This is a genomic window from Cellvibrio sp. 25HG11W-0, assembly GCF_057815475.1.
Genome location: NZ_CM174230.1, coordinates 232,368 through 257,973, shown reverse-complemented (window position 1 = coordinate 257,973; position 25,606 = coordinate 232,368). Strand labels below are relative to the sequence as shown.

General features: G+C 50.2%; 19 protein-coding genes. 2 read left to right on the top strand and 17 right to left on the bottom strand.

All coding sequences use genetic code 11. From position 1 onward, the window contains the following. Nucleotides 1-353: 353 nt before the first annotated feature. The 16 genes from AC0KUT_RS01130 to AC0KUT_RS01055 all read right to left on the bottom strand — a co-directional run bounded on the left by AC0KUT_RS01130 (nt 354) and on the right by AC0KUT_RS01055 (nt 17,778). On the bottom strand, nt 354-2,525 hold the full coding sequence (locus AC0KUT_RS01130; RefSeq protein WP_488832843.1) for a secretin N-terminal domain-containing protein: 2,172 nt from the start codon (nt 2,523-2,525) through the stop codon (nt 354-356). 35 nt (nt 2,526-2,560) lie between these two features. After that, on the bottom strand, nt 2,561-3,157 hold the full coding sequence (locus AC0KUT_RS01125) for a hypothetical protein (RefSeq protein WP_488832841.1): 597 nt from the start codon (nt 3,155-3,157) through the stop codon (nt 2,561-2,563). Then, complete coding sequence (locus AC0KUT_RS01120) at nt 3,144-3,791, bottom strand: hypothetical protein (RefSeq protein ID WP_488832839.1); 648 nt, start codon at nt 3,789-3,791, stop codon at nt 3,144-3,146. The genes AC0KUT_RS01125 and AC0KUT_RS01120 overlap by 14 nt, the downstream gene beginning before the upstream one ends. Next, on the bottom strand, nt 3,784-4,995 hold the full coding sequence (locus AC0KUT_RS01115; protein ID WP_488832836.1) for a hypothetical protein: 1,212 nt from the start codon (nt 4,993-4,995) through the stop codon (nt 3,784-3,786). Before AC0KUT_RS01115 ends, AC0KUT_RS01120 begins: the two co-directional genes overlap by 8 nt. Beyond that, nucleotides 4,877-5,959 carry a type II secretion system minor pseudopilin gene (locus AC0KUT_RS01110; protein ID WP_488832834.1) on the bottom strand — a complete coding sequence of 361 codons (1,083 nt, stop codon included), beginning with the start codon at nt 5,957-5,959 and terminating at the stop codon, nt 4,877-4,879. The genes AC0KUT_RS01115 and AC0KUT_RS01110 overlap by 119 nt, the downstream gene beginning before the upstream one ends. Further along, on the bottom strand, nt 5,949-6,557 hold the full coding sequence (locus tag AC0KUT_RS01105) for a type II secretion system protein (RefSeq protein ID WP_488832832.1): 609 nt from the start codon (nt 6,555-6,557) through the stop codon (nt 5,949-5,951). Before AC0KUT_RS01105 ends, AC0KUT_RS01110 begins: the two co-directional genes overlap by 11 nt. Next, on the bottom strand, nt 6,547-6,999 hold the full coding sequence (locus tag AC0KUT_RS01100) for a type IV pilus modification PilV family protein (RefSeq protein ID WP_488832829.1): 453 nt from the start codon (nt 6,997-6,999) through the stop codon (nt 6,547-6,549). Before AC0KUT_RS01100 ends, AC0KUT_RS01105 begins: the two co-directional genes overlap by 11 nt. Beyond that, on the bottom strand, nt 6,996-7,394 hold the full coding sequence (locus AC0KUT_RS01095; protein ID WP_488832828.1) for a pilus assembly FimT family protein: 399 nt from the start codon (nt 7,392-7,394) through the stop codon (nt 6,996-6,998). Before AC0KUT_RS01095 ends, AC0KUT_RS01100 begins: the two co-directional genes overlap by 4 nt. Nucleotides 7,395-7,418: 24 nt before the next feature. Next, entirely contained in the window at nt 7,419-7,862 is a 444-nt protein-coding gene (gene gspG, locus AC0KUT_RS01090; RefSeq protein WP_488832826.1) for a type II secretion system major pseudopilin GspG, read from the bottom strand. 42 nt (nt 7,863-7,904) lie between these two features. Continuing rightward, on the bottom strand, nt 7,905-9,095 hold the full coding sequence (locus AC0KUT_RS01085) for a type II secretion system F family protein (RefSeq protein ID WP_488832825.1): 1,191 nt from the start codon (nt 9,093-9,095) through the stop codon (nt 7,905-7,907). A gap of 11 nt (nt 9,096-9,106) precedes the next feature. Continuing rightward, entirely contained in the window at nt 9,107-10,780 is a 1,674-nt protein-coding gene (locus tag AC0KUT_RS01080; RefSeq protein WP_488832822.1) for a GspE/PulE family protein, read from the bottom strand. Nucleotides 10,781-10,906: 126 nt separating this feature from the next. Continuing rightward, entirely contained in the window at nt 10,907-11,920 is a 1,014-nt protein-coding gene (locus tag AC0KUT_RS01075; RefSeq protein WP_488832821.1) for an NAD-dependent epimerase/dehydratase family protein, read from the bottom strand. Next, the gene (locus AC0KUT_RS01070) at nt 11,917-12,780 is read right to left on the bottom strand and encodes a glycosyltransferase (RefSeq protein ID WP_488832819.1); all 864 of its coding nucleotides are present in this window, start codon (nt 12,778-12,780) and stop codon (nt 11,917-11,919) included. Before AC0KUT_RS01070 ends, AC0KUT_RS01075 begins: the two co-directional genes overlap by 4 nt. After that, complete coding sequence (locus AC0KUT_RS01065) at nt 12,773-13,885, bottom strand: glycosyltransferase family protein (RefSeq protein WP_488832816.1); 1,113 nt, start codon at nt 13,883-13,885, stop codon at nt 12,773-12,775. The genes AC0KUT_RS01070 and AC0KUT_RS01065 overlap by 8 nt, the downstream gene beginning before the upstream one ends. A gap of 295 nt (nt 13,886-14,180) precedes the next feature. Next, nucleotides 14,181-16,595: an acyl-CoA dehydrogenase gene (locus AC0KUT_RS01060; RefSeq protein ID WP_488832814.1), complete on the bottom strand. Its 2,415-nt coding sequence runs from the start codon at nt 16,593-16,595 to the stop codon at nt 14,181-14,183. Nucleotides 16,596-16,761: 166 nt separating this feature from the next. Then, nucleotides 16,762-17,778 (bottom strand): CobW family GTP-binding protein, encoded by a 1,017-nt coding sequence (locus AC0KUT_RS01055; protein WP_488832812.1) that lies wholly within the window; start codon nt 17,776-17,778, stop codon nt 16,762-16,764. Between the two features lie 602 nt (nt 17,779-18,380). Here AC0KUT_RS01055 and AC0KUT_RS01050 point away from each other — a divergent pair. Next, nucleotides 18,381-21,380 (top strand): TonB-dependent receptor, encoded by a 3,000-nt coding sequence (locus tag AC0KUT_RS01050; protein WP_488832811.1) that lies wholly within the window; start codon nt 18,381-18,383, stop codon nt 21,378-21,380. A gap of 88 nt (nt 21,381-21,468) precedes the next feature. After that, the gene (locus AC0KUT_RS01045) at nt 21,469-22,968 is read left to right on the top strand and encodes a tryptophan halogenase family protein (protein ID WP_488832810.1); all 1,500 of its coding nucleotides are present in this window, start codon (nt 21,469-21,471) and stop codon (nt 22,966-22,968) included. 68 nt (nt 22,969-23,036) lie between these two features. On the opposite strand, the gene AC0KUT_RS01040 is transcribed toward AC0KUT_RS01045, so the two are convergent. Further along, nucleotides 23,037-25,526 carry a glycoside hydrolase family 9 protein gene (locus tag AC0KUT_RS01040; protein WP_488832808.1) on the bottom strand — a complete coding sequence of 830 codons (2,490 nt, stop codon included), beginning with the start codon at nt 25,524-25,526 and terminating at the stop codon, nt 23,037-23,039. Nucleotides 25,527-25,606: the final 80 nt, after the last annotated feature.

The following is a 25,606-nucleotide window of genomic DNA, read 5'->3' as shown; positions in this document are numbered from 1 at the left end:
TAGGCTACTTCCGTGGTGGCAAGCAGTAATCATGCGTCGCAAAAAGCGGCTGCTTAGTGGTCTGCGAAGCTGAGCTAGGGTCGCATTTTAAAGCTTAAGCTCAACTGAATAAAATTTAAACACTTAGATTTATACCCTATATGGGCGGGCTTGAGCCAATGAAACACTACATATGTGTATATAGTAGAAGGAAGACTTTTATTAGGTACTTTGGAAGGTAAACCTAAAGGGCCCGAAAGAGACAATCCATTAGGTTTGTTGCACAGCAAAAATAGACGCGGAAACACAGAGTGAGGATAGCTGGGCTATTTATCGGGCCCAGCTGGTCTTAAATTAGCCAAATCAGTTTGACGTTAATTTGCCTCCTGAAAGGCGTCCTGGATACTTTGAGTAATGGCCTGCCCCTCGGCGGGTGAGTCTATAACGTAGGGAATAATCATAACCATTAACTCAGTGCGCACCGATTCATTCGCATCGGCTTGGAATAGCTTACCGATTAATGGGATTTTGCTAATCCAAGGCACGCGGGTATTGCCCAGAGATTTACTGCTGGAAATCAAACCACCCAACAGAATAGAACCGCCGTCTTGCAGCGTGACCGTGGTTTGAATTTGGCGATTGAAAATACTGGGGGAGTCAATGCTGCTGGTTTTATTGGCAACTGCCTCACTCAATTCTTGATCTATCGCTATATCTACATGGCCCGAGGCATGCACAGTGGGCGTGACGGTTAAACGCACCCCGGTTTTACGCTGTATGATACTTGGCGGTAAAACCACACCGCTCGTAGTGGCGCCAGTGCTCGCCCCGAGGGTTGGCACTTCGGTGCCAACATCAATAGTTGCCTCCTGGCCGCTTTTCACCATAAGGCGCGGGCGCGACCGAATTTCCGCTCGGTTGTTTTGATAGAAAAGATTGAGGATCGCGCGCGTTTCACCGGCGCTATCTAAGGTGGCGCTCAAACCAGAGGTACCCAAACCCAAACCGCCCAAGGTCGCAATTTTGGTGGGGTAACTAGCGCCATTAATTGTTTGTGACCCGCGCCCGAGAAACTCAAACCCTGTTTGCTCCTTGTCGTTCAAAGAAACTTCAGCCAATAGCACCTCAATTAAAACCGAAGGCGCCGCCTTGTCTAAGGTTTTAATAACTGGCATCAACTCCAGCCAAGCTTGGCCACTGCCTTTATACACAATGGTATTGCGGTTAGTATCTACTACAAAATTACCGCCATTCACTTTAGCTGTCGCACCTTGTGCAGTTGCTGTGCCGCTGGTATTCATGTCGCTAATGGCACTACCTGAAGCGCTTTGGCGGGTTGACGTTGAAGTAGAACCGCCATTTTCGAAACTGTTGAGCAACTCCACTATATGTGCGGCTTCGGTATTGCGCACCTCATAGGTAAAGATGCCTTGGTCAATACTCATTTGCTGGCGACGATCTAACACCTGTACCCATTCACGCACATGGTTCAGAATCTGCTGTGAAGCGGCAAATACGATGAGCTGATTAGCGCCCTCGAGAGGGATAATCATGATGGAGCCAACCGATGACTTGATGTTGGCATCATAGCCTTCGGCATTAAGGACTTCTTTCAGGTTTTTGCTGAGGTCATCAACCTTTACAAATGCAGGCTCAATACTGGCCGAAAACTTGCCGCGCATGACGGGCTGATCAAGCACTTCAATAATCGCTAGAGCTTGAGCCACCAAATCGGGCTTACCTTTTAGCAGTACTGCATTGCGCGTTGTATCTTCATTGACTTGAATGTCTTTACCTGTAAGTGCATCGCGCACCCAGCTTGCAACCTTATTATTGGTTACTACTTTTAATGGAACAAACATAAACACGGGGCGATGTGAGGCTGGCACTTCGGGCAATGCACGGCCACTTATAAGTAATGGGGTTTCACCCGCAGTGATATTGCGGTCAATCGTAAAGGTGAGCAGATTATCTTGTTGGCTGACGGCAACGCCATAGGTATTAAGGGTGCGCATGGCAATGCGGAACAACTCCGAAGGGGGAACTGGCTCCATGAGGCGCAAGGTGACCAAATCTTCTTGTTTTTCTATTTGCGGCTCTAGGGTGAAGGAGAGACCGAGCTGCTCGCCAAACACTTCATTAATAAAGCTAGGCAAAGGCATATTGTGATAGTTGCCACTGATAGGCTCGCCGGTGAGCTTTAGGGACAACTCTTGTGCCTGAGCATCGGCAACGCTATTGCTAATAGTGACGCCGGGGCCAGCCGTAATAAGGGCGGTTGCACGCCCTGCATTTTGGGTGAATGCGGGGGTATGATCCTCCACCTTAGGTGCGCGCAAAGGTTCAAAATGCGCAACTTGTTGCCCTTTATTCAGCGGCTTTTTGCTTAAGGGTTCTTCTCGCTCTTTGGGCATGAGAGAACTACAGCTGCTTATTCCCAGCAACAGCACACCTATAGTAACCCAGCGCCCAGCGACCTTAACCGCCTGAGCAGAAGCAAAAGTGCTCATGCGATAGTTGAGGGGCATAAGATATTTTATGAACATGAGAAGTTGTTCCTAATTAACGTAAGCGCGCCGCGTTAAGGGGCTTTCTGTGGAGTTAGTGGGTATAAACTTAGCGTTCTTGTTTCTGGCTTAATGTCTTCCGCGGCCAGAGATGATTGCTGCTTGTGTTCTTGTTTTTGCTGAGATTCACTGGACGTAGATTGTATGACCCTTAGGGTCACCTGAACTTGAGCCGAGCCAATGGCCGTGACCTCCCAATCGCCAATCAACTTATCACCCAGTGTTAGCTGTTTTACTTTTCTGCCGTTTGTAACCGGCGCTTGGGCATTAGGACGAGGCAAAAATAAGGCGTAGGGTGCATTGTTTTGCTGCACTATGCCAATTAACTGCAGGCTTTCAGGCTGACCGTCTAGATCTTTGCCCGCGTCGGCTTCTGTTACTAACTGCCCTTGCGCAAACCAACGGGCTTTTTGAGTTGCATTGGTAAATAGCGAATCCACATCCGTCACCTCGGCCAATGACGTCGGCTGCCAGGTATCGCTCGCATCAAGCGGCTCATCGGCAAAGCCTAAGAGCACCCATAGCATACCCACGACCAATGCCGCGATAAGCAAAGCACCCAAGGCGCTATAGAGCTGTTGATCTTGCCCAGACAATTTAAGGCTTTGCATTTGCAGCCTCGTCATCGGTTGTTAAAAAATAACCCGTAACAAGCATATTAATTTGACCTGCGCGCTGTGGGCTGTAGCCGAAACGCTCTACCAATAACACCCGTGGATTAGCCGCTATGGCGCGCATCAGTGTATCTATTTTATTCACGCCCACCACCCCTGTGACATCGGCGCTCACTTTAAGCAGGGTCTCGCCGCCAAGCTCTAGCGTTTCTGTCGGTGCGAGGCGCAAACGCAAACCGTCCGCTTGCTGCTCTAACATGAGTTCGCGCAGATAGTTTTGTAAATCTGCTTCCGCTAGGCTCGCTGATTTTGCATGCCAGAGCTTAGCGCGCAGCGTTGAGGCGGCGGCCAGTTCGGCCGCTTGCCGCTCAGGCCATTCCGTTTGAGTGTGCAACTGATCCAATTTGAGCGACGTGCGCTGCAGTTGCGCAATGTTTTGCCCATGACTATCACGCCATTCACCGAGACTGAGCGCAAAATAAATAATGAAGATGTAGGCAATTCCCCAGAGCATCCAACGCAGGCGTGGATTGGCTGCAGTTTGCTGCTGAAACTGTAACCAAGCCGTCGCCAGTTGGGGCGGTAAGGTAAACTTATCGGCTGTGCCGAGTCGGGTATCGCGCTTAGTCATTCTCAGCTCCTGCAATTAGGGCGGACTCAGCATTCGGTAAACTAAACAACAAACGCGTTTGATCAGGAGTTATACCAGGCTCGGCGCGCACATCAGTAAACAGCGTGCCAGCGCTGCAGGCTTCGATAAGTCCACGAGTATCCAAGGCGGTTTCGTTCTGCTGCTGAATTAAGAGACTGAGCTGGCCGCGCTGGTACTGCCAATCCAAAATAACAAATTCAAAGGATAACAAGCAGCTTTGTACTTCTGCGACCAATTGTAAAGGCGTGGGGCTTTGCACTAAGGCACCAATAGCTTGATTAAATTCTTGCTGGAGCATGGCAGCGTCGCGCTGATTGACTATATCAAGCAGCTCGCTACTCTTCTCTTCCACCTGCGATGCAAGTAGGGTCTCCTTGATTTGAGTGCCGACACTTAAGCCCAACGCCAAAAAAAGCCAAGCCAATAAGACGCCGGCGATGAGGCGCGTCGCCACAGGTTCGCTGGTGAGATTTTCTTTGCTCCAAAAAGGCTTTTGATTCCACGGGCGCGCTAGCAGTGGCGATTCATGCTGCTGCCAACCCAATTCCCCGAGACTTACGCCCGCCGCGCGCACAAAATCGGCGCAGCTATTGTTATCGGGCATTGCACCGGGTGCCAGTGCCAGCCAGCGCGAATTGCGCAGACTGCCGTCAACCCAAAATTGTAACTCCCAGCCAGTGATACAGGCTTGCAGATTAAAACCTTGAGTTACAGGTGCGCGCAAAAGCGGCTCGGGCACTATGGCTAGGCGCGAAAGCTCAGCGGCTTCAATTTGTTGTTTTACCTTTTCTGCATCCCAAAACCACAATTGCGCATGGTCGCCATTCATTACCAACCAGTGTGCGGCATGGGGAAAAGGGCTGAGCTGACGCAGACGCTGTTCAATAAAGGCCTGACGTAAAGCGCGCGGGACACTGCTTAAATCGAGATACTGATAAAACAAACATTGACGCGGAATAATCAGACTGGGCGTTTCTAGACGTACATCCTCTAAACCTTGATCGGCAAGTAGGTAGGGGCCAGCCGGATTGGTCTCTTCTGAGTTGTGTGGGTGCAACCCCGCGCTATTCGTGGACGCGTCTTGCTTGCTCGTGCTCAGCACCCAAGGTGTGGTCAAAGAGGTTGGTTTGCCAAAGGGCAATAGCTTCATTATTGTCGTTACCACGTTGAACACTGTACTCATAATCCACTAGCCAGGGGCCGAATAAGCCGTTGGGCGTCAATTGTAGGCTAATCAGTTGGGCTTGTCCCCCCCCTTGATTCCAGACCTTTAGGCGCATTTCATTGGAGGGGAAAAAACGATATTTCTCTTCGCTGAGGTTCAGCGGCAAACCTGTACGCAGAATAAAATCATCAATGTTATTAAAGGGATTGGTTTTGCGTTCGCGCATTAGCAACTCAGCGAGATCCGGCTTTAAATTTAAATATTTTACCAAGAGTGCTTTAGGCATAACATTGAGATTCAGCACCGAATCCCGCTTGATGGTAAACCAATTTTGCAGCTCCACCTCAGGATGCTCTTCCAACCATTGCGCCCAACCCATCACTTGCGTTAACTCTGCTTCGGTGCGCAAATAATCATTGGTCGGCAGCGGCAATTTTTTTGCAGCGTAATCGCGCTGTTCCGCACCGGAGATGTTGATCAAATCATCGGCATCGGTATAGTCCTGCAGGCGACTGAGCAGCTGACTTTCGGTGAGCGGGTCGGCGCCGAAGCGGCGAATCAGCTGCGCCAAGTCATCCAGATTGGACGCGTTGAGCGAGATAACGCCCGCAGCATCTTGCAGTGAAAATAACGCGCTGCCCACACCTTGATAAACGGTGCCATCGAGTGTCACTTCATCGCCCACGGCATCAGAAATCAAGTAGCCTTCTGCCGTGATGTATTGGCTTTCCGCCTGATCGGACAAGGTCATACCCGCGCGGGTTTTGCGGGTACTCGACAATAAATACAAAACCGTTTGCGTGGTGGAGACACGATCTAATGTTTGGGTTAGCGCCGCTTTTGCTTGAATGCCAATCAGCACCTTCTGCTGCACATAAGCGTGAAATATACCTACCGCAATCAGCATTATGGCGATGATCCACAGGGCCGCCACCAAGATGAAGCCCTGTTGCGCGCGCCTTAGACGAGACTTAACGGCCATACATTAGCTCATCCATAGTCACTTCTGGGCGTTTACGTGTAGGGATTTGCACGACATAGTTACGCTGTTCTTGGCCATTTTTAACCACTAACCGCACCACGTCTGGCAATGAAGGTGCATCACTTTTTTGCGCAGGCCAATAGCGGTTCCAACGCCCCTTGTCATCGAGATACTCAAATTGACCTGTGGCGCCTGGCCAGCGGTAAACCACAAATTTCTGGGAGCCCTCTTCATAGCTCAACGTCAGTTCACGCCCCGCGAGTTGAAGCTGCCACTTAATGAGAGTTTTGAGCCCAGCGGCGGCGATCAGGGGCTGATAACTATAGGTGGAAAGCTGCTCAGCATCGCCCTCTAAACCGCGATCATTGGGCCGCGCTGCCACAGCGGGCGCAATTGAGGTGCGCAGCCATTCGTAGGCAAACGCTTCGCTGTAGGCTTGACGTTGAGTGGCAACAACACGCTGATATAGCCCCATGCTATACCCAAAGCCCTGCACTATGAGGGTGACGATTAAACCTACAATTATCATAACGACCAGCATTTCAATGAGCGTGAATGCTTGCTGGTAAACTTTACGCAGTGCGCTTTTAGTCTTCATAGGTTGCCTCCCGCGCCTGCTTACGCGAGCAGTATCGGTAATCAAAATGACTGACAAAGCGACCATTTTTAGTGAGTTCAAGATCGATTTTATACAATCCCAAATCGTAGAGGCCAATTGCACCTTGAGCGGTGCGCCCGAGTCGCACTGGTTCCATCAACTCCGCCTGCCAACTCACCAAATACTCGCCCACATTAAAGGCGCCCTCAGCTTCTGAGGTAAGATCCACGAGTTTTAAGCGCTCAAGAGACGATTGCACCACAAATTCAGCATCGGCGACTTCGGCCACGCGATTGAGGGAGATGAGGTTGACGTTAATCCAACCGTAGATACCAATTGCGGCGGAGGAAAAAATAACCAGCGCGACTATGGCTTCTAACAGCGTAAAACCTGCTATTCGCGCCAAGCCACTGCGGATTTTTGACCGAGCTGTACGCGTCACGATGACACCGGCTCGCAATAGGGCGGCTTAAGCTGCAGGCTACCGCTCAAACCTTTAATGCGGTAATTGAGTTTGCCGCCAACACACAAGCCATTGGCGCGATAGATGATGGGCTGAGGGATTTCAATTTTCCACTCGCGCACAAGCGCAGCATCCTCTGGCGCTAACAAGGCTTTGGCGGTGTCGGTAGTGAGGATAAGATCGCGCTGCTGACTATGGGCTCTTAGCGGTAAGGTCGCAAGCGACTGGTGCAGCAGCTCCACTTGGGATTTATCTTGAAAACGCTCATAAATGCTCGGCAGGCGCGGCAATACCAGTGCACTGGTTAAACCCAGTATGACCAGTACCACCATCAGCTCTATGAGGGTAAAACCTCTGTGCCTTTTCAGAGCCAAGCGCGCCTCCAGTTTGTGAATAGACTAGTTGGCAACGAGCCCTATGTCGGCATCTAGGCCTTCACCGCCGGGCTTGCCATCAGCACCAAGGGAATAAAGGGTGTAGTCCTGCAAGCCATTGGGCTCGCGGCGGTATTGATAGTTGGCACCCCAGGGGTCGAGCGGCAATTGCTCATCCAAATACGGGCCCTTCCAATTTTGCTTAGCACGGGCGCTGTCGGGGGAGATTATGATCGCGCGCATACCATCTTGAGTGCTAGGGTATTCGCCCATATCTAAGCGATAGGTTTGCAAGGCAGCCTTGAAAAGTTTGAGCTGAGTTTCTACGGTTTTAACTTTAGCGCCATCAACCTTGCCGAACATTTTAGGGCCGACTAAACCGGCCAGTAGGCCGAGAATTACTAGCACCACCAAGAGTTCGATCATGGTGAAACCCTGCTGACGGCGAGTGTGCGATTGTTTGTACATGCTGTTCCTCTGTTTCGTTTATCAATACAAATAGCTAAGCCGTTAAATGGCTATGTCATTAACACTGGTGATGGCTTGAATTAAGCCAAGAATTATCACCCCAACTGCCATGCCTATAACCACAATGGCGAGGGGTTCGATCATGAGTAAAAAGCGCTTCATGCGATTTTTGCCGGAGTTTTCGTAGATCTTCGCTACCGCTTGCAGCATCTCTGCGAGGCGACCAGTTTTTTCACCGGCGCGAATAAGGTTGTACGCGGTGGAATTGAGAATTTGATTGTCTTGTAGCGCTTTTGACAGAGTGCCGCCCGCCTGCACAGCTTTTAGCGCTGCGAGTAATGCGCGCTGACGGCGACTATTTTTAACGCTGGTACGTGCTAAGTCGAGCGCGCGCACCAATTCAATATGGCTGGCCAGCATCGCGCCCATCACTGATGACCAGCGCGCCACGTCGGATTCGGTCAGCCAAGAGCCAAACAGCGGCAGCCCCGCCGCCTTATCCAGCAGCATTTGCCGCACCGCAGGTTTGGACAGTTGCATACCGATTAAGGTTGCAACCACCGCCACTAAACCGAGCATTAAATAGAAGTTTTCATTGAGCCAGAGCCCCGTGGTGAGAACGGCAGTGGCGAGCATCGGCAGTTCCTGCTTGCCATCTAACAGGTTGGCAAACTTGGGCACCACAAATACGAAAATCAACCCCACGGCGCCGAGCCCTGAGAGCACCAAAATAGCGGGGTAAATCAGCGCATTGCGCAGTTCATTGGCGACCGAGAGGTCGTATTCCATCTGCTCGACCGCGCGGCGCATAGTGGTGCCCAGCTGCCCAGACGCTTCACCCGCTTCCACCAACTGAATAAAATAGTCGGGCAATTTTAGCTCTGCTTCGCGGAGCGCTTGGCCAAAGCTCACGCCGCGCTGTAACTGGGCCGATGCACTTTGGTAAAAACGACGCAATTGCGGGTGGGAATCCGCCTGCTGTAGTGACAGCAAGGCTTCGGCTATAGCAACACCCGAGTCGAGCATGGTGGTGAGCTCAAACAGCGATACGGTTAAGTCTTCACGACTGAGCTTTTTGCGCAGGCCGCCCGTCTCTTCTTGCTGCTCCGCAATCGACACCAACTGCAGATTTTTTTCACGCACGAGGCGCGCGGCTTCGCGCTCGTCTACCGCATCTATGGTGCCGGCGACAAGTGCTTGATGCTGGTCTAATGCCTTGTAACTAAATTGCATCTGGCCGCTCGCTATTCAACATCGATGTTAGTGGCGCGCATGACTTCTTCAATACTGGTAAGCCCTTTCGCTGCTTTGATAAGCCCATCTTGATACATGGATCTGTGCCCTTGGCGACGGGTGAGCTTACGCATGTCTGCCACCGGCGCACTGGCGATAATCATGTCGTGCAGCTCCGCAGAGATAGGAATGATTTCGTAAACCCCCATACGCCCCGAATAACCGTTGTTGTTGCACGCCGCGCAGCCAACAGGTTCAAACCAGCGCGGGGTAATGGCCGTATTGAGGGCGGCAAATTCGGCTAGGATTTTTTCGGGCGCCACACTTGGGCGAGCGCAGTGTTTGCACAACTTACGCACCAAACGCTGCGCCTGCACTGCTTTGATCGGCGCGGCCACTAAAAACGGTTCCACCCCCATATCGATTAAGCGGGTAAAGGCCGAGAGCGAATCATTGGTGTGCAGGGTTGATAACACCAAGTGACCCGTAAGCGCCGATTGAATCGCAATTTGAGCGGTTTCCACATCGCGAATTTCGCCCACCATGATCACATCGGGGTCTTGACGCAGGAAGGCGCGCAGGGCCTTGGCAAAGGTGTAGCCGATTTCGGCGTGAGCCTGTACTTGGGTGATGCCCGGCAATTGATATTCCACAGGGTCTTCAACCGTGAGAATTTTGCGGCTACCGTCGGTCGCTTCCTGTAAGGCGGCATACAGGGTGGTGGATTTACCCGAACCCGTCGGCCCCGTCACCAGCACTATGCCGTTGGACTCCTGCATCAGCGAACGCACCATGGCCACATGGTCTGGCTCTAAACCGAGGGCTTCGAGCGACAGCTCTTTGCGATCTTTAGGCAGTAAACGCATGACGATGGATTCACCGTGCACACCGGGCAAGGTAGATACACGCACATCCATTTCACGCCCAGCAACACGGGTGGTGATGCGCCCATCCTGCGGCAGGCGGCGCTCGGCAATATCAATTTCAGAGATAAGTTTGACCCTAGAAGCCACCGCGGGATAGCGGTCAATCGGCTGCTCTAAATGGGTTTGCAGTACACCATCTACGCGCAGACGCACGCGAAAGACTTCTTCTTGCGGGTCTAGATGTATATCGGAGGCGTTAAAAGCGACGGCTTTGGCGAAAATATTATTGACCAACTCCACCACGGGTGCCTCTTCTGCCATTTCGCGCAGGCCTTTGCTTTCGCTGCCCTCGGCGAAAAAGCGCTCGGCATTTAATTCTTTGCGAATGTAGTCCACCAGAATGTCGAGGCTGTGACTGGACACGAGACAGGGGGTGATTTGCCAGCCTTGATAGTGGTAGTGAATAACATCTAATACGAAAGGGGAAAGCGGATCGCGGCTAATGTAGCTGAGCTGCTGCGCTGCAGGGCTCCAGCAGAGCACGCGGTTATCGATAGACCAATTGATATCGATAGGCGATGCCTTGAGAAATTGGTAGAGCGCCATACTATCGGGAATGTCCACCCCCGTTTGCGCCACCGGAAGATTCAACTGCGCCGCCAGCACCTCCAGCAATAACTCTTCTGACACCGAGCCCATACGCACCAAGCCCTGCCCTATGCGCCCACCGGTCGACTGCTGCAGCTGCAATGCCTTTTTGACATCTTCCTGCTGGATTAAACCGCGCTCGACGAGCAATTCTCCGATCAGTTTATTCACGCTTGCTGTTCACTCTAGTTGGCTGGGTTAACTCAGTGGTACTAAGGGTCTGTTGAGGATTGGCATACTACTGTAATTCCGCCGCTTTGCACATTCACTCCACATTCACTCGACCTTCAAGATACTTTAGGTCGCACACAAATAGCGCGCGAGTGCTATAGAGGTAGAGAGTGGCGGCACCCAATCCAAGCGCTGGCGCGTGGCGCTGTCATCCACCCACAAGGACTCCGCCAAACGCGCATAGATTGCCTCTTTACCCAGCAACCCTGCCCCGAGTTTTAATATGCTGAGAGGGATTTTAAGCTGCCTCGGAGGCTTACCCAGTGTGCGTGCAATATGTGCGCAGAGTGCGGGAGTGCTTAGCGCGTCGCTATCTGCCACTAAAAATAGCTGGCCGACTGCAGCCGAATGCCAGCAGCAGCGCACGATGAGATCCACTAGGTTATCTACCGCCACTAGGCTGCGACGATTTGTTATAGCACCAAAAGGCAGGGGTACACCGGTATTAACCAACGCGACCAAACGACCAAAATTACCCGGTGATTGGCGACCATAGATTAAAGGGGGGCGCAGTATCACCAGTTCGATCTGATCGGCCAACGCCAATAAGCCCTGCTCTGCCTCCCACTTGGACTGAGCATAGGGGTCCGTGGGTGCGGCTATATCCGCGCCTGTATAGGCTTGATCTCGCTCATGACCCAATACATGCAGGCTACTTATGTAGATGAAACGCTTCACCCCCGCAGCAATTGCCGCCTGCGCGAGCGCAAGTGTCGCCGCACAATTAACCCGCCGAAACTCGGCCAAAGGGTCAGCAGCTGTTTCACGCAGCTGATGTACCCGCGCCGCACTGTGGACAATGCAATCTACATGGGTCAAATCCGGCAGCTGCTCGCGGTGCATGTCCCAGTAGCAGTGCTGTAAATTTACTACATCAAGCTGACGCTCTGGGCTCCGTACACAGGCGCTGAGCTGCAGGTTGAATTGTGTTTGCGCATGCAATGAATGCACCAGCGCCCGCCCGAGAAAGCCATTGGCACCGGTAATTAAAATATGCTGATTTTTTAAGGGGGCATGCGCAGGTGATTCATCACCCGTAGCGCCACTAATAACATCTGCTATAGCCGCGTCGAGCGTCATAGAGGCACCTCGTTAGTCGCCGTTTTCTTAAGGGCGCGACGAATGGCCCGCTGGTAAATCCAGCTGCGCAGCCCACTGGGAAGCAGCCTCACAGGCAGGCGCAGGAGCACACCACAAAGTGCTTGATACCAGGTCATAAACCCCATTTGCCAAAACGCTTTATAAAGCAACAATTCGCGCTGGGCATAAACCCAGCCGCCGCGCCTACGGCCCAAGTCTGCACCTGCGCGCACCAGCATGAGTACCTCGCGCAGGTTATCTATGGACTTACCGGCAACCAAGAGCCGCCCCCAAAGGTAATAATCTTCTATACCGCGAAAACCACTGTAACCACCCACGGCCAGCAAGTGAGATTTGCGCACTATCACGCTGGGATGATTAAGCGGACAACGCCAGCGCGCTGCAGCCGCCACTGCACTTTCACCCACAGGCACTGGGCGCAACGCATAGGGCTGTTGGGGATTATCGATAAACTCCGCGACATAACTGCCCAGCACACTCAGCGATGGGCGCTTAGACATCACGGCAATTTGACGCGCAAAGCGCGATGGCACCGCCACATCATCCGCGTCCATCCGCGCGACCAATTCATAGGTGCAAGCTTCAAGCCCCAATTGCAGAGCTGCCGCCAACCCGAGATTTTGAGGCTGAACCATGCGCAACAAAGGAAGCTTTACTTCATAGTCATTCAACACCTGCGTTAATTCTGGGGTGAGCGGGCCATCTTCCACAATCACCACCTGCTGAGCCGGCAATTGCTGTTCACAAAGGCTTGCCAAAGCCTGCGCCAAATGCGGCGCCTGTTCACCGGCATACACTGCCATAAGCACCGAAAAGTGCTCTTGATTTTGATTATTCATCAGTCTGACCCAGCGCTTGGCGCAATTGCTGTACGCCCAGAGATGCCTGCCAATAGCTTTGATAATCCATTAACCAGCGGGTGCGCGCAGTTTGTGCCTTTGCAATCAGAGCAGCAGGGTCGGCGGCCCGGAGTTGCGTCAAGAGCTGATCCAAGGACTCTGGCCGCTCATCAAATTCCCAACCAGTTCCCCACGCCAACACCTGCACGGCTAAATTAGTACCGCTATTGGTGAGCAGAGGCCGACCAAAATACAAATGCTCATACAACTTATTAGCGGCAATACATTGGTGATGCTGTTTGCGCAGGCTATAGGCCGCAAACAATAGGTCGCAGGGTTGAACGAGTAAAGCCAAGGTGTCCGGCTGATAGGCGCCATGAAAGCGAATGTGTGGATAGGTCTCAGCTGCCTGCCGACAAAATTCAGCTAGTCCGCCACTACCGGCAAGATCCAAATCTGTATCTGTGCGCTTGGCGACTACCGCTATCAGTAACTCCAACAGTCGATCGTCCGGTTCAAGCGCCCCGAAATAACCAATCCGAACACGCTCACGTGAAGGCACCGGTAACTCAATCATTGCCTGCGCGGCTAGGGCTACATTTTCAATCACCACCAGCGGCAGCGCACACGCATAGTAGCGACGACGACAGTCTGCAGGTATCAAAGCTAGGTGTGCGGCGGCGGCAACCTTGCCTTCAAGCCAATCGATCCAGGCCCAGGAGCGACGCAAACGCCCTGCGGAATAGGGGTCAGCTATATCAAAAAAGTAGCGAAAGCCTTTAATACGACTCGCCAAGTAAGCGGGTAATCCTGTATCCAAATCTATTGCAAAAACCCTGTCCGTGCGGCGCACCTTGAACAAAAAATAAAACAATAACCACAAAGAAAACAATGGGGTGAGCAGTAGGTTTAGCCAAGGTTTAGCGCGCACCCGCGGCAGCGGCGCCACTACAACTTTAGATTTTGGGTCTAGTGCAGAATTCTGGCTCGCGCCCCATTGCACAACTCTTGGCGTGCAGCCCTCATCTTCTAGAAGCTGATAAAAACGTAGCGCACGGCTGTCCTGCTCCAGAGGAATCGCTCGACAGAGATAAATGGAGTTCACCGCACACCTTCACGCATAGACATTGAGCTTAGTTATCCATAGTTTAATCCGCGCAGTTTACACAGCTAACAGGTTGTTGAAAAACTATCTGCTCTGTTGCTGCGTTTAAAACGTTTTCAACAGCCTGCTAGGTAAATCCAACTACTCCTTAGGGTGGAGTAGAGCGATCAAACACTCAGCTGCACTGAAAAAATTACCAAAGCGCATATAAAAAAACCTGCCAAATATTCACTTGGCAGGTTTTAATAATCACTTACTTGTTCAACCCTAGATTGCAGGCAAATTTAAACGCCCATTACAACTTGTCGAATGAGTCCGTAATTAAACAGTCAACACGGCGCGCATCGTATTCCACCAAGGGCGCAACATCGTGCGGCTGGATGATATTTTTTGCCGCTGCATCATTGGCCAATTCTTCCGTCGTCGCACCGGAAATTTTGCCGCTGTTTTTGGCTTTCAAGAAGCTGTGCCATACAGGGCCAAGCGCCAATAACTTTTGGAAAGTAGATTCAACTCGGCCAAAGGCATCGTCGGCCTGATGGCTTACATGGAGATACTGACCCAACATTTGACGCACAGGGTTCTCTTCCATAATAAGGTCGCCCAATTCGCGGATTAAATTGTCATTGGGTTTATGCACTATGGTGCCGTAAGGCATGGCGATGAAACGAATTATTTTGGCGAGCCATTTTAGCGGGAAGTTCTCCGCAAAATCGCGCAGAGCTTCTTGCGCAAGATAGAGCGAGCGATGCAGTGCATACTCGGCATGTGCATCTTCAGCGCGGGTACGCGGGTGCGCGGAATGGAACTTCAAGATTGAACAAGCAATAAACAATTGACTGTGCACATCGCCCAAGCGCGCCGATAAAAGCTCACGTCGTTTAAGATTACCGCCCAAAATACCCAGCGCAATATCTGACATAGAAGCCAAGGCAGCACTTAATAGATTGATACGCTGATACCAGCGACGGCTAAAGTCATCGGCATTGGCAGGCACGCTGCTGAAACGGCCACCCACAAAACCAAGCAGCTTAGTGCGCAGCAGATTGTTTACTATGTGGCCAAGATGACTGGTGAAGAGCTTATCGAACTTTTTAATGCCCTCCTCCTGATCTTCCAACTGCATGGCTTGCATTTCTTCAAACAGGAAAGGATGGCAACGCATTGCACCCTGGCCAAAAATCATCAGTGAGCGAGTGAGAATGTTCGCACCCTCAACGGTGATGGCCACAGGTACGCTGTGATAGGACGCCACCAAAAAGTTGCGCGGCCCCTTTTGAATGGCGCGCCCACCGACTATATCCATCGAGTGTTCGACCGATTTACGCATCAGCTCAGTCGCATGGTATTTCGCCATAGCAGTCATGACCGAGGGCGCGCCAGTCTCCAAGCCTTTGGTCACAAATTGACGCATGGCTTCAAGCGCGTAACCACTGGCCGCGATTTCAGCCGAGGCTTCTTGGACACCTTCAAACTTGCCCACTTCCATATTGAATTGACGGCGAATACGCGCATAGGCGCCCACCATGCGGTAGTTCATTTCGCCGCTGGCGGTAGAGAGTGCAGGTAGAGAAACGCCGCGACCCGCGCCAAGGCATTCGATCAGCATGCGCCAACCTTTACCGGCCATAGCAGCACCGCCAATAATCCAGTCAATCGGGATAAATACATCGGTACCGTAAATAGGCCCATTCATAAACGGCGAGCCAGGATTGTGGCGCTTGCCGATTTCTACACCAGGGTGATTGGCGGGAATCAACGCGCAGGTAATACCGTATTCTTTTTTGTTCGCATCGCCTAACAAACCATCGGGGTCTTGCAGCTTAAACGCTAGGCCAACCACGGTTGCCACGGGGGCGAGCGTGATCCAACGCTTACTGAAAGTCATGCGCAGACCGAGTACTTCTTGGCCTTCATGCATGCCTTTGCACACAATACCTAAATCGGGAATTGAGCCTGCATCGGAGCCCGCTTCGGGGCCTGTTAAACCAAAACAGGGAATCTCGGTGCCCTTCGCCAAACCGGGCAGCCAGCGCTGACGCTGTTCTTCGGTGCCGTACTTAACCAAGAGTTCGCCAGGGCCGAGGGAGTTAGGCACCATCGCGGTTACTGCTGCCGTCCCTGAACGGCTGGCAATTTTGCTCATGATGCGGCTTTGGGCATAGGCGCTGAAATGACGACCTCCATATTCAGTCGGTATAATCAGGCCAAAGAAGTTTTTATCTTTCAGGTATTGCCAAGCTTCCGGCGAAAGATCTTTGCGGTTATTTTGAATATCCCACTCGTCGAGCAGTTCGCAGAATTCACTGACTTCCACATCGAGGAACGATTGCTCTTCAGCGGTGAGTTGCGGCAAGTTGATTTGCGCAAATTCATTCCAATCGGGCTTGCCGCTGAAAAGATCTTTTTCCCACCAAGTAGTCCCCGCTTCAATTGCCTCGCGTTCGGTAACACTCATAGCGGGCATAGATTTCTTGAGCACACTGAATACCGGCTTAGTGAGCACTGCGCGGCGAATAGGCGCCACATTCAGCACCAACATAACCGCGACCAGCGGCACTACTAACCACACAGACAACAAACTGGGCGCTATAACACTAAGCAGCAACCAGGCCACAATAACCACTGAAGAGGCCGCAGAGAGCGCCACTTGGCGGTACACGAGCACGGCCACCAAGAGCCAAAGCACTATAAGAGCGAGCAATAACATGATGTATAACCTCTGAAATTTCTATTGTTGTTCTGATGCGGATGGTTAATCTAAATTCACTGCTTTAAAAAACCTACCCTTAACCTTAGCCTATTCTATCTAAGTTGGGGGGCTTTCCTATGCTTACAAGCGCAAGCTATAAATAGCGCTCTGCCTACACGCCATTTCACCGTTTACAGGCCATTAACGCCATCTCATGCTCTGCCGCCGCCAAAGGTTGCGCATCGATCAATTCTAAACGGCTATCGGTTAAATCGCTGAGCGGTACCTCTAGTTCATTCACACTGAGCACACCGCTCTCGCTGTTAAACATAAAAATACCTTGGTCTGTGTGCATGACCGCTTTGGCACGCACGCAGTGTAGCCCCGTCATCCAACCAAAAAGCTGATTGAAATCAAACTGTATCTGGGGCTGGATCATCCACCCGCAGGCGAAATGCCCCTGCCCTTGGCTTTCGCGACGCACAAACTCTTGCTCCGCCGCCAGCTGGTGCTTGTTGTTGTAAAGTTCACCCTTGGGCTTTAAGCGATTACGGTTTTCTGCACCGTTGTTGCTGTGATGCCCTGGATTTTTAACGCTATGAATAGCGCGCGGCAGGTCCAACCAAGCACCTTCCAACGCCCCCTGAGTCACAATTTGTAGCTCGGGGCCCTGCACATACTGCTGAAACAACGCCAAATCCTCTTGATTGCAAAGGTCGGCTTTATTCGCAACCAACACATCCGCAACCGCTATCTGATCCTGAAAATTAGCATTGCCGGTGTAGCGCTCATCGCGCAATTTGCGCGGGTCCACCAAGGTGAGCGTCGCACGCAAATCGAGCACAGTGTCGTAATATTCACCGGTCAAGCTGGCGATGATTTCTTCCGGATGCCCCAAGCCTGTAGGCTCTATTAAGATACGATCCGGCTTGGTGGTGGCGATCAACATGTTCAGCGCCATTTTCATTGGCAAGCCGCCAACGCAGCAGATGCAGCCGCCAGGTACTTCGCGCACATGGGCATTGGTACCCTGCAAGAGCGCGCCATCTATACCTATCTCTCCAAATTCATTCACCAAAACCGACCAGACTTCAGCCTCTGGTTTATGCGCCAATAAATAGCGAATCGCCGTGGTTTTACCCACGCCTAAAAACCCAGTAATGATATTGGTGGGAATAAGCGCTCTAGCCTCTGTTGTCATAGGATGCATCTAACCTGTCGATATCAAAGAGGCGCTCAGAATACTCCTATAACCACCATAATCCAGCGCCTGCCTAAGCTTTTTTGGCACAAAGAAATAAGCTAGCCAAGAATTTTATGCTTTTAGTTATAAGGCATTCGTCAAGGCTACCATCCCAAATATGTCACCTAAAAAAACCATTTGGCATGCAATTCAAAATCACCCTCCAACTATCTTCATTAATGTCACAATTTGTAACCGTTTTCACTCAAAAGACATTTTTTAAAGCGACACTATTAACCCCTATAACTTCACCTGCAAAAAATTAATATTATAAAAAGTAAAAAAATATTCTATTTAAATCATATGGTTGTATTTTAAGTTATAAAAAAACCAATAGTAACGTTAACACTTCATATTTTTATTCAAGAGTAAAACCAGATAAATCGTTAGTTTTATGGCAAAAAAATATTGTAAATGTAATCGATTACAAATAGGATTAGACACCTCTTGCGCTTTAGCGGGTCTTTTTAGATCAACTTTAGCTTAGAGCAAACACTGCTGTATTAAGCAGTGACTACCCCAGAGTACACCTATAAAAATTACAGAGTGAGGATGCTTTAATGACACCAACCATAGGATTTAACAGAAAAATATTATCTAGCCTTATAGCCGCCTGCGTAGCCAGTAGCGCCTTTGTAGGTTCCAGCAGTGCCTTTGCAGAGTCAGGCGCTATAGAAGAAGTTATCGTCAGCGGTGTGCGCGGCGCCCAAGAGCGCGCCATTGATATAAAACGCAATAGCACCGAAATCGTCGACTCAGTCGCTGCGGAAGATATGGGTAAACTGCCGGACGTCACTATTGCCGATTCGCTGCAGCGGATTACCGGCATTCAAATTTCACGCGATGCCGGTCAAGAGGGTGGCTTAGTGAGCATTCGCGGCATGCAGCAAATTCAGTCCACCTTGAATGGCGAAACCTTTTTAACGGCTAAGTCGCTCACCGACAATAAAGCCGACTTTACTGATATTCCCTCGAGCTTGGTTTCCGGTATTAATGTTTACAAATCACAGTCGGCTACCAATGTTGAGGGCGGTATTTCCGGCTCTATCGACATGTTGACCAAGCGCTCACTGAGCTTCGATGATGGCTTAACCCTGGCCGCGTCCGCCAAAGTCAGCAATGGCAATGTTAGCCAATCTACCGACCCGGATATCAATGGTGTTATCGCCTGGAAAGCCAACGACAGAATTGCCAGCTCGCTTGCATTGTCCTACTCAGATTCCACCCTGGCGGATAACCGCGGCGTACAGTCAGTTGACCGCGCAGTAGAATCATCCTGGGGTTGCCCGGGCGGCAGCTGCCAAGACTTAGATGGCGACGGCAAACTCAGCAGCGAAATCCTGCATGGCGCCACCTGGAACAGTAATGTGCAAACCCGTGAAACTTCACGTGAGCGTCTGGGCTTGGTCTACAACTTCAACATGATGCTGAGCGACAGCCTAGAGTTAAATACCGATGTTATGTACAACGACATGACCGAGAAGTCGGCGGGGCAGTTCCTCTACCTCACCAACGGTACCGATCGCAGTCAATTCCACAGCTATCAAGCCACGAGTGGCAAGCCCGCATTTCCTGCATCCGGCTTGCACGATGCTTCGGCCATTGGTCAAAGCGCCTATGCTACCGAATACAATACCAATATTTCTGGCCTGCGCGCCGGGGTACTGGGCGACTACCGCGACACCAATGCACTTAACACCAATGTTGAGTTGAAATACGATGCGGGTGAAGCCTTCACCGGCGCACTGCGCTGGGTCCATGGCAAAGCAGAAAGCACCGACAACGCCCTGACCCTTGCTGGTGTCACCTATAAAAAAGCAGTACCGCGCACACCCGGTGGTGCTGATGTTGAACTCAACCCAGGCGGCATCGACAATGGCGCCATCTACCCAATCAACGTCAAACTTAACGCAGAAAATGTTGGCTTTAGTGTCGACCCAGCACTGGCATCGCTCGCCAGTAAAGAATCTGCCTGGTATTTGCACTCGGGCTGGATCGATGGTAGCTACCAAGAGGCAACCTCTGATGTGTTGCGCGCTGATGGTAACTTCAAGTTTGCCGACAGCGGTTTAACCTCGGTTGATTTCGGCCTACGTCTTTCAGATCGCAGCACCACTAATGATAGCTTCTCGTTTTTCTCACCCTCTGGCTACATCAAAAATGGCGTAGAACTGCTGAATAAATATCATGAAGTTGGCTACGCATTGGGTCAGGCTGGCAGCACCGGCACCGCTGCTGGTGCAACCTATGACCCGCTAAAAGTGTTCACTTTTAGCGATCCAAAATTACAAGGTTATATCCATCAAGTAAGCGACTTTGGTAAAGCGGTTAGCGGTCTGAATCTGTCTATTCCAATGATTAATGTCGACAAAATTGATGACCCAGTTGCCTTTGAAAATATGCTCTATGGCACCGGTCAACAAATTAATAACCCCGATAAATCCTATGTGGTCGATGAGTCTAAGCAATCGATACATGTGAAATTTAATTTTGATGCGGCGATTAACGATGCCGTAAGCATGAGCGGTAACGCCGGTTTGCGCTATGTAAAAATCGACCTAACTGTCAATCGCAACATCACCAACTCTACGCAATTAAACCCAACTATTTTGGCGGGAACCGATCCAAACCACACTACCTATACCGACTTAGGTGATGAGGCCACGGATGTTTCCTACAACTATGCGCTGCCCAGTGTTAACTTGAACTTTGATATTGGCGATGAATGGAAAATTAAAGCGGCCTACAACGAAACATTACAATTACAAGACCTAAAATCCTTAGGTGGCGGCACTACTGCCAGTTATAAAGGTCAAGCTAATGGCGAAAGTTTTCAACGCATTAACAGCGTTGAAAATAACGGCAACCCCAACCTGAAACCTTGGAACGCTGGTATCTTTAGTCTCGCTGGTGAATGGTACCCAACCGATACCGCCATAGTAACGCTAGGTTACTTTCACATGGATATCGAAAGCTTCACCTTCCGCGATAGCGTGTTAGATACAAGCTTGAAGGATACCGATGGCGTGGCCCGCGACGGCGCACCTGTGTACACCGTTCAAAACGGTAAAGGCGGCGCAGTTGAAGGTTATGAAATGGCCTACCAACAAAGTTTGGATTTCTTGCCCGGCTTTTTGGCTAATACCGGTGTAACACTTAACTACACCTATTCACCCAGCAAAGGCACCACCAAACTTAACGATGGCAGCGACGCCCCCTTTGGCTCTACCGCCAAAAATCAAGCTAACGCCATTGTTTGGTATCAAGCGGATAAATGGCAGGCGCGTATTGCCGCTAACTATATTAGCGAACAATACAACGGCCAATTCCGCGACTGGATGACCTCTAACAATCCCAACGGTTTAAACCAATGGATTAAACCGCAATTGTTTGTAGATCTATCCGGTAGCTATGATGTCACTGAAGCCGTACAAGTTAGCTTCTCCGCCAACAATATTCTCTCTGAAAACAAGATTGAATACAGACAGTGGGAAGACAACATCAGTCAATACGATCTTTATGAGCGCCGCTTAACGGCGGGAGTTACCGCCAAGTTTTAATGGCCGCCATTAAGTCGCAGTAACAGGGAGAGAGTAGATTCATATCTACTCTCTTTTTTACGTTTAAAGGTTTTATTAGGCGCTTCTCATGGCAGACACACGCATTAACTCCATTGTTATTCTTGGCGGCGGCACCGCAGGTTGGATGACCGCCGCTGCACTCGCCAAGCGCTTTAACAATCAACCAAAAATTACCCTAGTGGAATCATCTAGCATTGGCACTATTGGGGTAGGCGAAGCCACAGTTCCCGCCATCAAAGATTTTTTAACATTATTAAAAATTGATGAAGTGGAATTTATGCGCGCCACTCAGGCCACCTATAAATTAGGCATTCAATTTGAACACTGGCACAAACCTGCAACAGCTTTTTTACACCCCTTCGCTGGATACGGCGCACGCATCGACAACATTCCGTTTTACCACTGTTGGATCAAAATGCGCCAGCAGGGCCAAGCGCAGGCACTGGATAACTATTGCCTAGCCGCGCAAATGGCGCAGGCACATAAATTCGCGCTGCCCAAAGCAAACCCCGAAGCCGAACTAGCCGCCTTTAATTACGCCTTTCACTTTGACGCGGGTTTATTTGCGCAATACCTTGCCCAGTATGCACAGGCACTCGGCGTAATGCGCATAGACGCACAGCTAACCGGCGCCATACAAGACCCGACCACCGGGTTTATAACGGCGCTGCAACTGTCCGATGGGCAGACACTGCAGGGCGATTTATTTATTGATTGCTCAGGCTTTAAAGGCTTACTGATTGAGGAGGTATTAAAAACCGGTTATGAAAACTGGAGCCACTGGCTGCCCTGCGATAGCGCTGTCACCGTTGCGACTAATGCCGCCAGTGCACCTGTACCCTACACCCGCGCTATCGCCAGCTGCGCCGGTTGGCAGTGGCGCATTCCACTGCAACACCGTCAGGGCAATGGCCATGTTTACGCCAGCGCTTATCTAAGTAAAGAACAGGCCAGCGCACAGCTGCTAAACACACTTGAAGGAACACCCTTGGCCGAGCCGAAACATCTACACTTTGTGACCGGCATGCGCACACAAACCTGGAATAAAAATGTATACGCCATAGGCTTGGCCAGTGGCTTTTTAGAGCCGCTCGAATCCACCAGCATCTATATGATTCACGAGAGCATCAATCAACTGATTGATCACTTTCCCAATCGCCAGTGGAACCCAGCCTTAAGCCAGCAGGCTAATAAAATTCTGCGCCTGCGCCAGGAAAAATTGCGCGACTTTATTATTCTTCACTACCACTTAAATGAACGCAACGGCGAAGCCTTTTGGGACGACTGCCGGAACATGGCAATACCCGCCAGCTTAAGTGAACAAATTCATTTGTTTCAGACGACTGCACAGGTGAATTTAGATAATTTGGATTTTTTTAGAACCAATAGCTGGCTGGCAATGTTTGCGGGCTTTGAACACCTGCCCGATTACTATCACCCTGCCACTGACCAGTTTAATGAGCAGCAACTGGCTACGGAACTGGAGTCAATAGCAGCCAGCATTCAACTGGCACTGCCACAACTACCCAGTCACCAACAGTTTCTTAGCGCTAATATTTTTCGCTAAATTATTTTTCTCTGAAAAATTGGCCTGCACTCAATTATGAAATAGTGCAGGCCAACTAATACCCTTCGCTATTTTTTCTGCTGATTTAATTGATCAACCGCCAAGGCTAAAAACATATAATTCGTTGCACCGCCGCCCATCACATATTCTGTTTGCTGCCAAAAATAAGGCCATATTTTTAATTCAGGTAGATCGGGGCGAATAAGCGCGGTACCGGAAATAACACCACCCGGAATGTAGGACCAATCTGCGCGGTTCACACCGTAGGCAACTGTTGCAGAATTTGCACCTACACCAGAAGCAAAGGACTGTGTATTCTGACCAGGATGAACGCCCAGAATAAAATTCAACGCATTTTCATAAGAGTCACTATTCGCATATTGTGGCCAGGTTTTATGAAAGAAGTATTGTTTTACGCCGAAATCCTGAATGGTCCATCCTGCGCCCCAGATATTAGGGGTGTAGGGAACACCATAGGGCGATTCTGTTTTAGCGCGCTCACGCAAGTCGCGTTGATACGCCGCTACGGCTTTATTAACCGCCATAACAAAGTTTGTATCTTTAATTAATGGCATGGCTCGCCCCAGTACCCAACCAGTATCAGCAATATTTTCAGTGATGACATCCTGCAAGCCAATGAGCTCTTTAAGGTAAGTTGGATTGTTTGTCGCCAACGCCAATTCACTCAAAGCAAACACACGTTCTTTTTGCTGCTTCACCTTGGGTGCGGCTATGCGATAAAGATCTTCGGCCGCGGCTAAAGCATCTTGCGCCATGTGCGGATTAAAATCTTTTAACACCCGCGCTGCTGCAGCCAAACCACCCGCCACATAGAGTTCGCGCCCGGGGTTGTCTTCCGTAAAAACCCAGCGATCGTCGGTTGCGCCAGACTGTCCATTTTTTATATCTTCAGGCGCGAGAGATGAGTTGTGGGGTAAGTTATCTGTTTGTACTGATGCATCACCTAACAACACATATTGACGAATCGTGGGTGAAATAATGCCGCGATACAAACGCCCCATAGATTTATAACCACCGAGAACACTCAGCAAGCCGTGTTCAATTTGCTGCAGTGCATCATTTTTCCCATCAGCTTGATGAATTTCGACAATTTTTTTGGCTTGATCGATATGGGTGCTATCTAAGGTTAAACCAAATTCTTCCACCATTGCGGCCAAGCGCCAGACCGTTCCTATTTGCGATTCAACGCGTAGATCATAATCTCCTGCATCGTGCCAGCCGCCCTGATTCAAACCGGGCACTGACTCACCGGGTTTAAATTTGGTAAGCGTTGAAGGACCCGAGAGGTAACCATCAATATGGTTATAATTGAGCGGCATCATGCGCGCGTCATCTTGATGATCAAGCCCGTGCCAAACGCGATATTTTTCATTAACGCGCATGTGGCACATTTGGACAGGTAAAAAATATTCGAGTGTAGGCTGCCAAGCATTACGGGAAAATACATCATCGCCAATTTTAAATGGCGCCGATAATTTATCGCGGTAACTTATTTGATACATTCCCGGTGTTGTAAGCGCCGAAAAATCATAGGTCATATATTGATAGCGTAAAAAATTACCCCAAGGCTGTACCTTGGCTTTTTTCACAAGGGTTTTTCCCTGCTCGCTCAACCGATAAATATTAAGTTCTGAGGCTTTGGTATCGCGCGCATCCTGTTCTATAACCACTTTTTTCGCTTGCGCAGTGCCATAACCTAGTTGTGATACCTGAATAACCGGCTCGTAGCGCCAATTTTTTATGGCATGGGGCGTTACAATCCACTCTATAGCGTTGCCCGTTGCACCGGCGGGAATTATCGAGCGCACAATGAACCACCCGTTATTGTGATTACCGCGCCCGTCCCATAATTCTAAATCGCCCTGAGCATTTTCAATGAGAATACGCTGAGTCTCAGACTCAGGAGCAATGACCAGCTTTTTGCCAACAGCCATAGGCGCCGTTAAAAATTCACCGTGTGGATTTACCACGGGACCATTGGCCTGTTGGGTAAATAATCCGCTGGTCTTATCCATTAAAAAGGACTTCCCAAAAAGTTCACCAGGGAACAACTCTAAATTAAAACCCACTTTCCCAATCCATTCCGGCGGCAAGGCTTTTTCTAAATTGACACTGATTTTGAATCGATTATCTTTTAATGCGGTAACACTGACGTCATAGGTAAACTTTAAATCGGGATACAGAATTGGATTAAAACCCGTGCGATCCTTACTCGGATCAGGGTAGGACAAGGTTTGTGTAATACGTTGCTCTTTTTTATCAATATCTTGCTTGCCGCCCACAGGCACTGGCGACCATTGGCCGGGAGAAATTTCCAAACGCACATCGCCATTAGCGGCAATACGACTTCCCGCTTGAATAATAGTGACGCCCGTTTGGTGCCCATCGGGATAAATATCACTAAACACCGTCACATCTAGGCCCGGCATACTAAAGTAATTTTTATCATTAATACTCAAACCATCTTTGGCGTGAAGCGATGCGGGATATACAAGGGCGCATGCCACTAGCCCAAGACCGAGCAGGTGATTTTTCATGAAAAGCTTCTCTTAATACTGTGGAGTTACGATGGATAACGCAGACTAAATCATTATTTAATTTATAGTGTGACTGCGCC

Excerpts from the sequence above, each read along its gene's own strand:
- AC0KUT_RS01130 (WP_488832843.1), bottom strand. The coding sequence starts at position 2,525 with ATGTTCATAAAATATCTTATGCCCCTCAACTATCGCATGAGCACTTTT.
- AC0KUT_RS01125 (WP_488832841.1), bottom strand. The coding sequence starts at position 3,157 with ATGCAAAGCCTTAAATTGTCTGGGCAAGATCAACAGCTCTATAGCGCC.
- AC0KUT_RS01120 (WP_488832839.1), bottom strand. The coding sequence starts at position 3,791 with ATGACTAAGCGCGATACCCGACTCGGCACAGCCGATAAGTTTACCTTA.
- AC0KUT_RS01115 (WP_488832836.1), bottom strand. The coding sequence starts at position 4,995 with ATGAGTACAGTGTTCAACGTGGTAACGACAATAATGAAGCTATTGCCC.
- AC0KUT_RS01110 (WP_488832834.1), bottom strand. The coding sequence starts at position 5,959 with ATGGCCGTTAAGTCTCGTCTAAGGCGCGCGCAACAGGGCTTCATCTTG.
- AC0KUT_RS01105 (WP_488832832.1), bottom strand. The coding sequence starts at position 6,557 with ATGAAGACTAAAAGCGCACTGCGTAAAGTTTACCAGCAAGCATTCACG.
- gspG (WP_488832826.1), bottom strand. The coding sequence starts at position 7,862 with ATGTACAAACAATCGCACACTCGCCGTCAGCAGGGTTTCACCATGATC.
- AC0KUT_RS01085 (WP_488832825.1), bottom strand. The coding sequence starts at position 9,095 with ATGCAATTTAGTTACAAGGCATTAGACCAGCATCAAGCACTTGTCGCC.
- AC0KUT_RS01075 (WP_488832821.1), bottom strand. The coding sequence starts at position 11,920 with ATGACGCTCGACGCGGCTATAGCAGATGTTATTAGTGGCGCTACGGGT.
- AC0KUT_RS01070 (WP_488832819.1), bottom strand. The coding sequence starts at position 12,780 with ATGAATAATCAAAATCAAGAGCACTTTTCGGTGCTTATGGCAGTGTAT.
- AC0KUT_RS01060 (WP_488832814.1), bottom strand. The coding sequence starts at position 16,595 with ATGTTATTGCTCGCTCTTATAGTGCTTTGGCTCTTGGTGGCCGTGCTC.
- AC0KUT_RS01055 (WP_488832812.1), bottom strand. The coding sequence starts at position 17,778 with ATGACAACAGAGGCTAGAGCGCTTATTCCCACCAATATCATTACTGGG.
- AC0KUT_RS01050 (WP_488832811.1), top strand. The coding sequence starts at position 18,381 with ATGACACCAACCATAGGATTTAACAGAAAAATATTATCTAGCCTTATA.
- AC0KUT_RS01045 (WP_488832810.1), top strand. The coding sequence starts at position 21,469 with ATGGCAGACACACGCATTAACTCCATTGTTATTCTTGGCGGCGGCACC.
- AC0KUT_RS01040 (WP_488832808.1), bottom strand. The coding sequence starts at position 25,526 with ATGAAAAATCACCTGCTCGGTCTTGGGCTAGTGGCATGCGCCCTTGTA.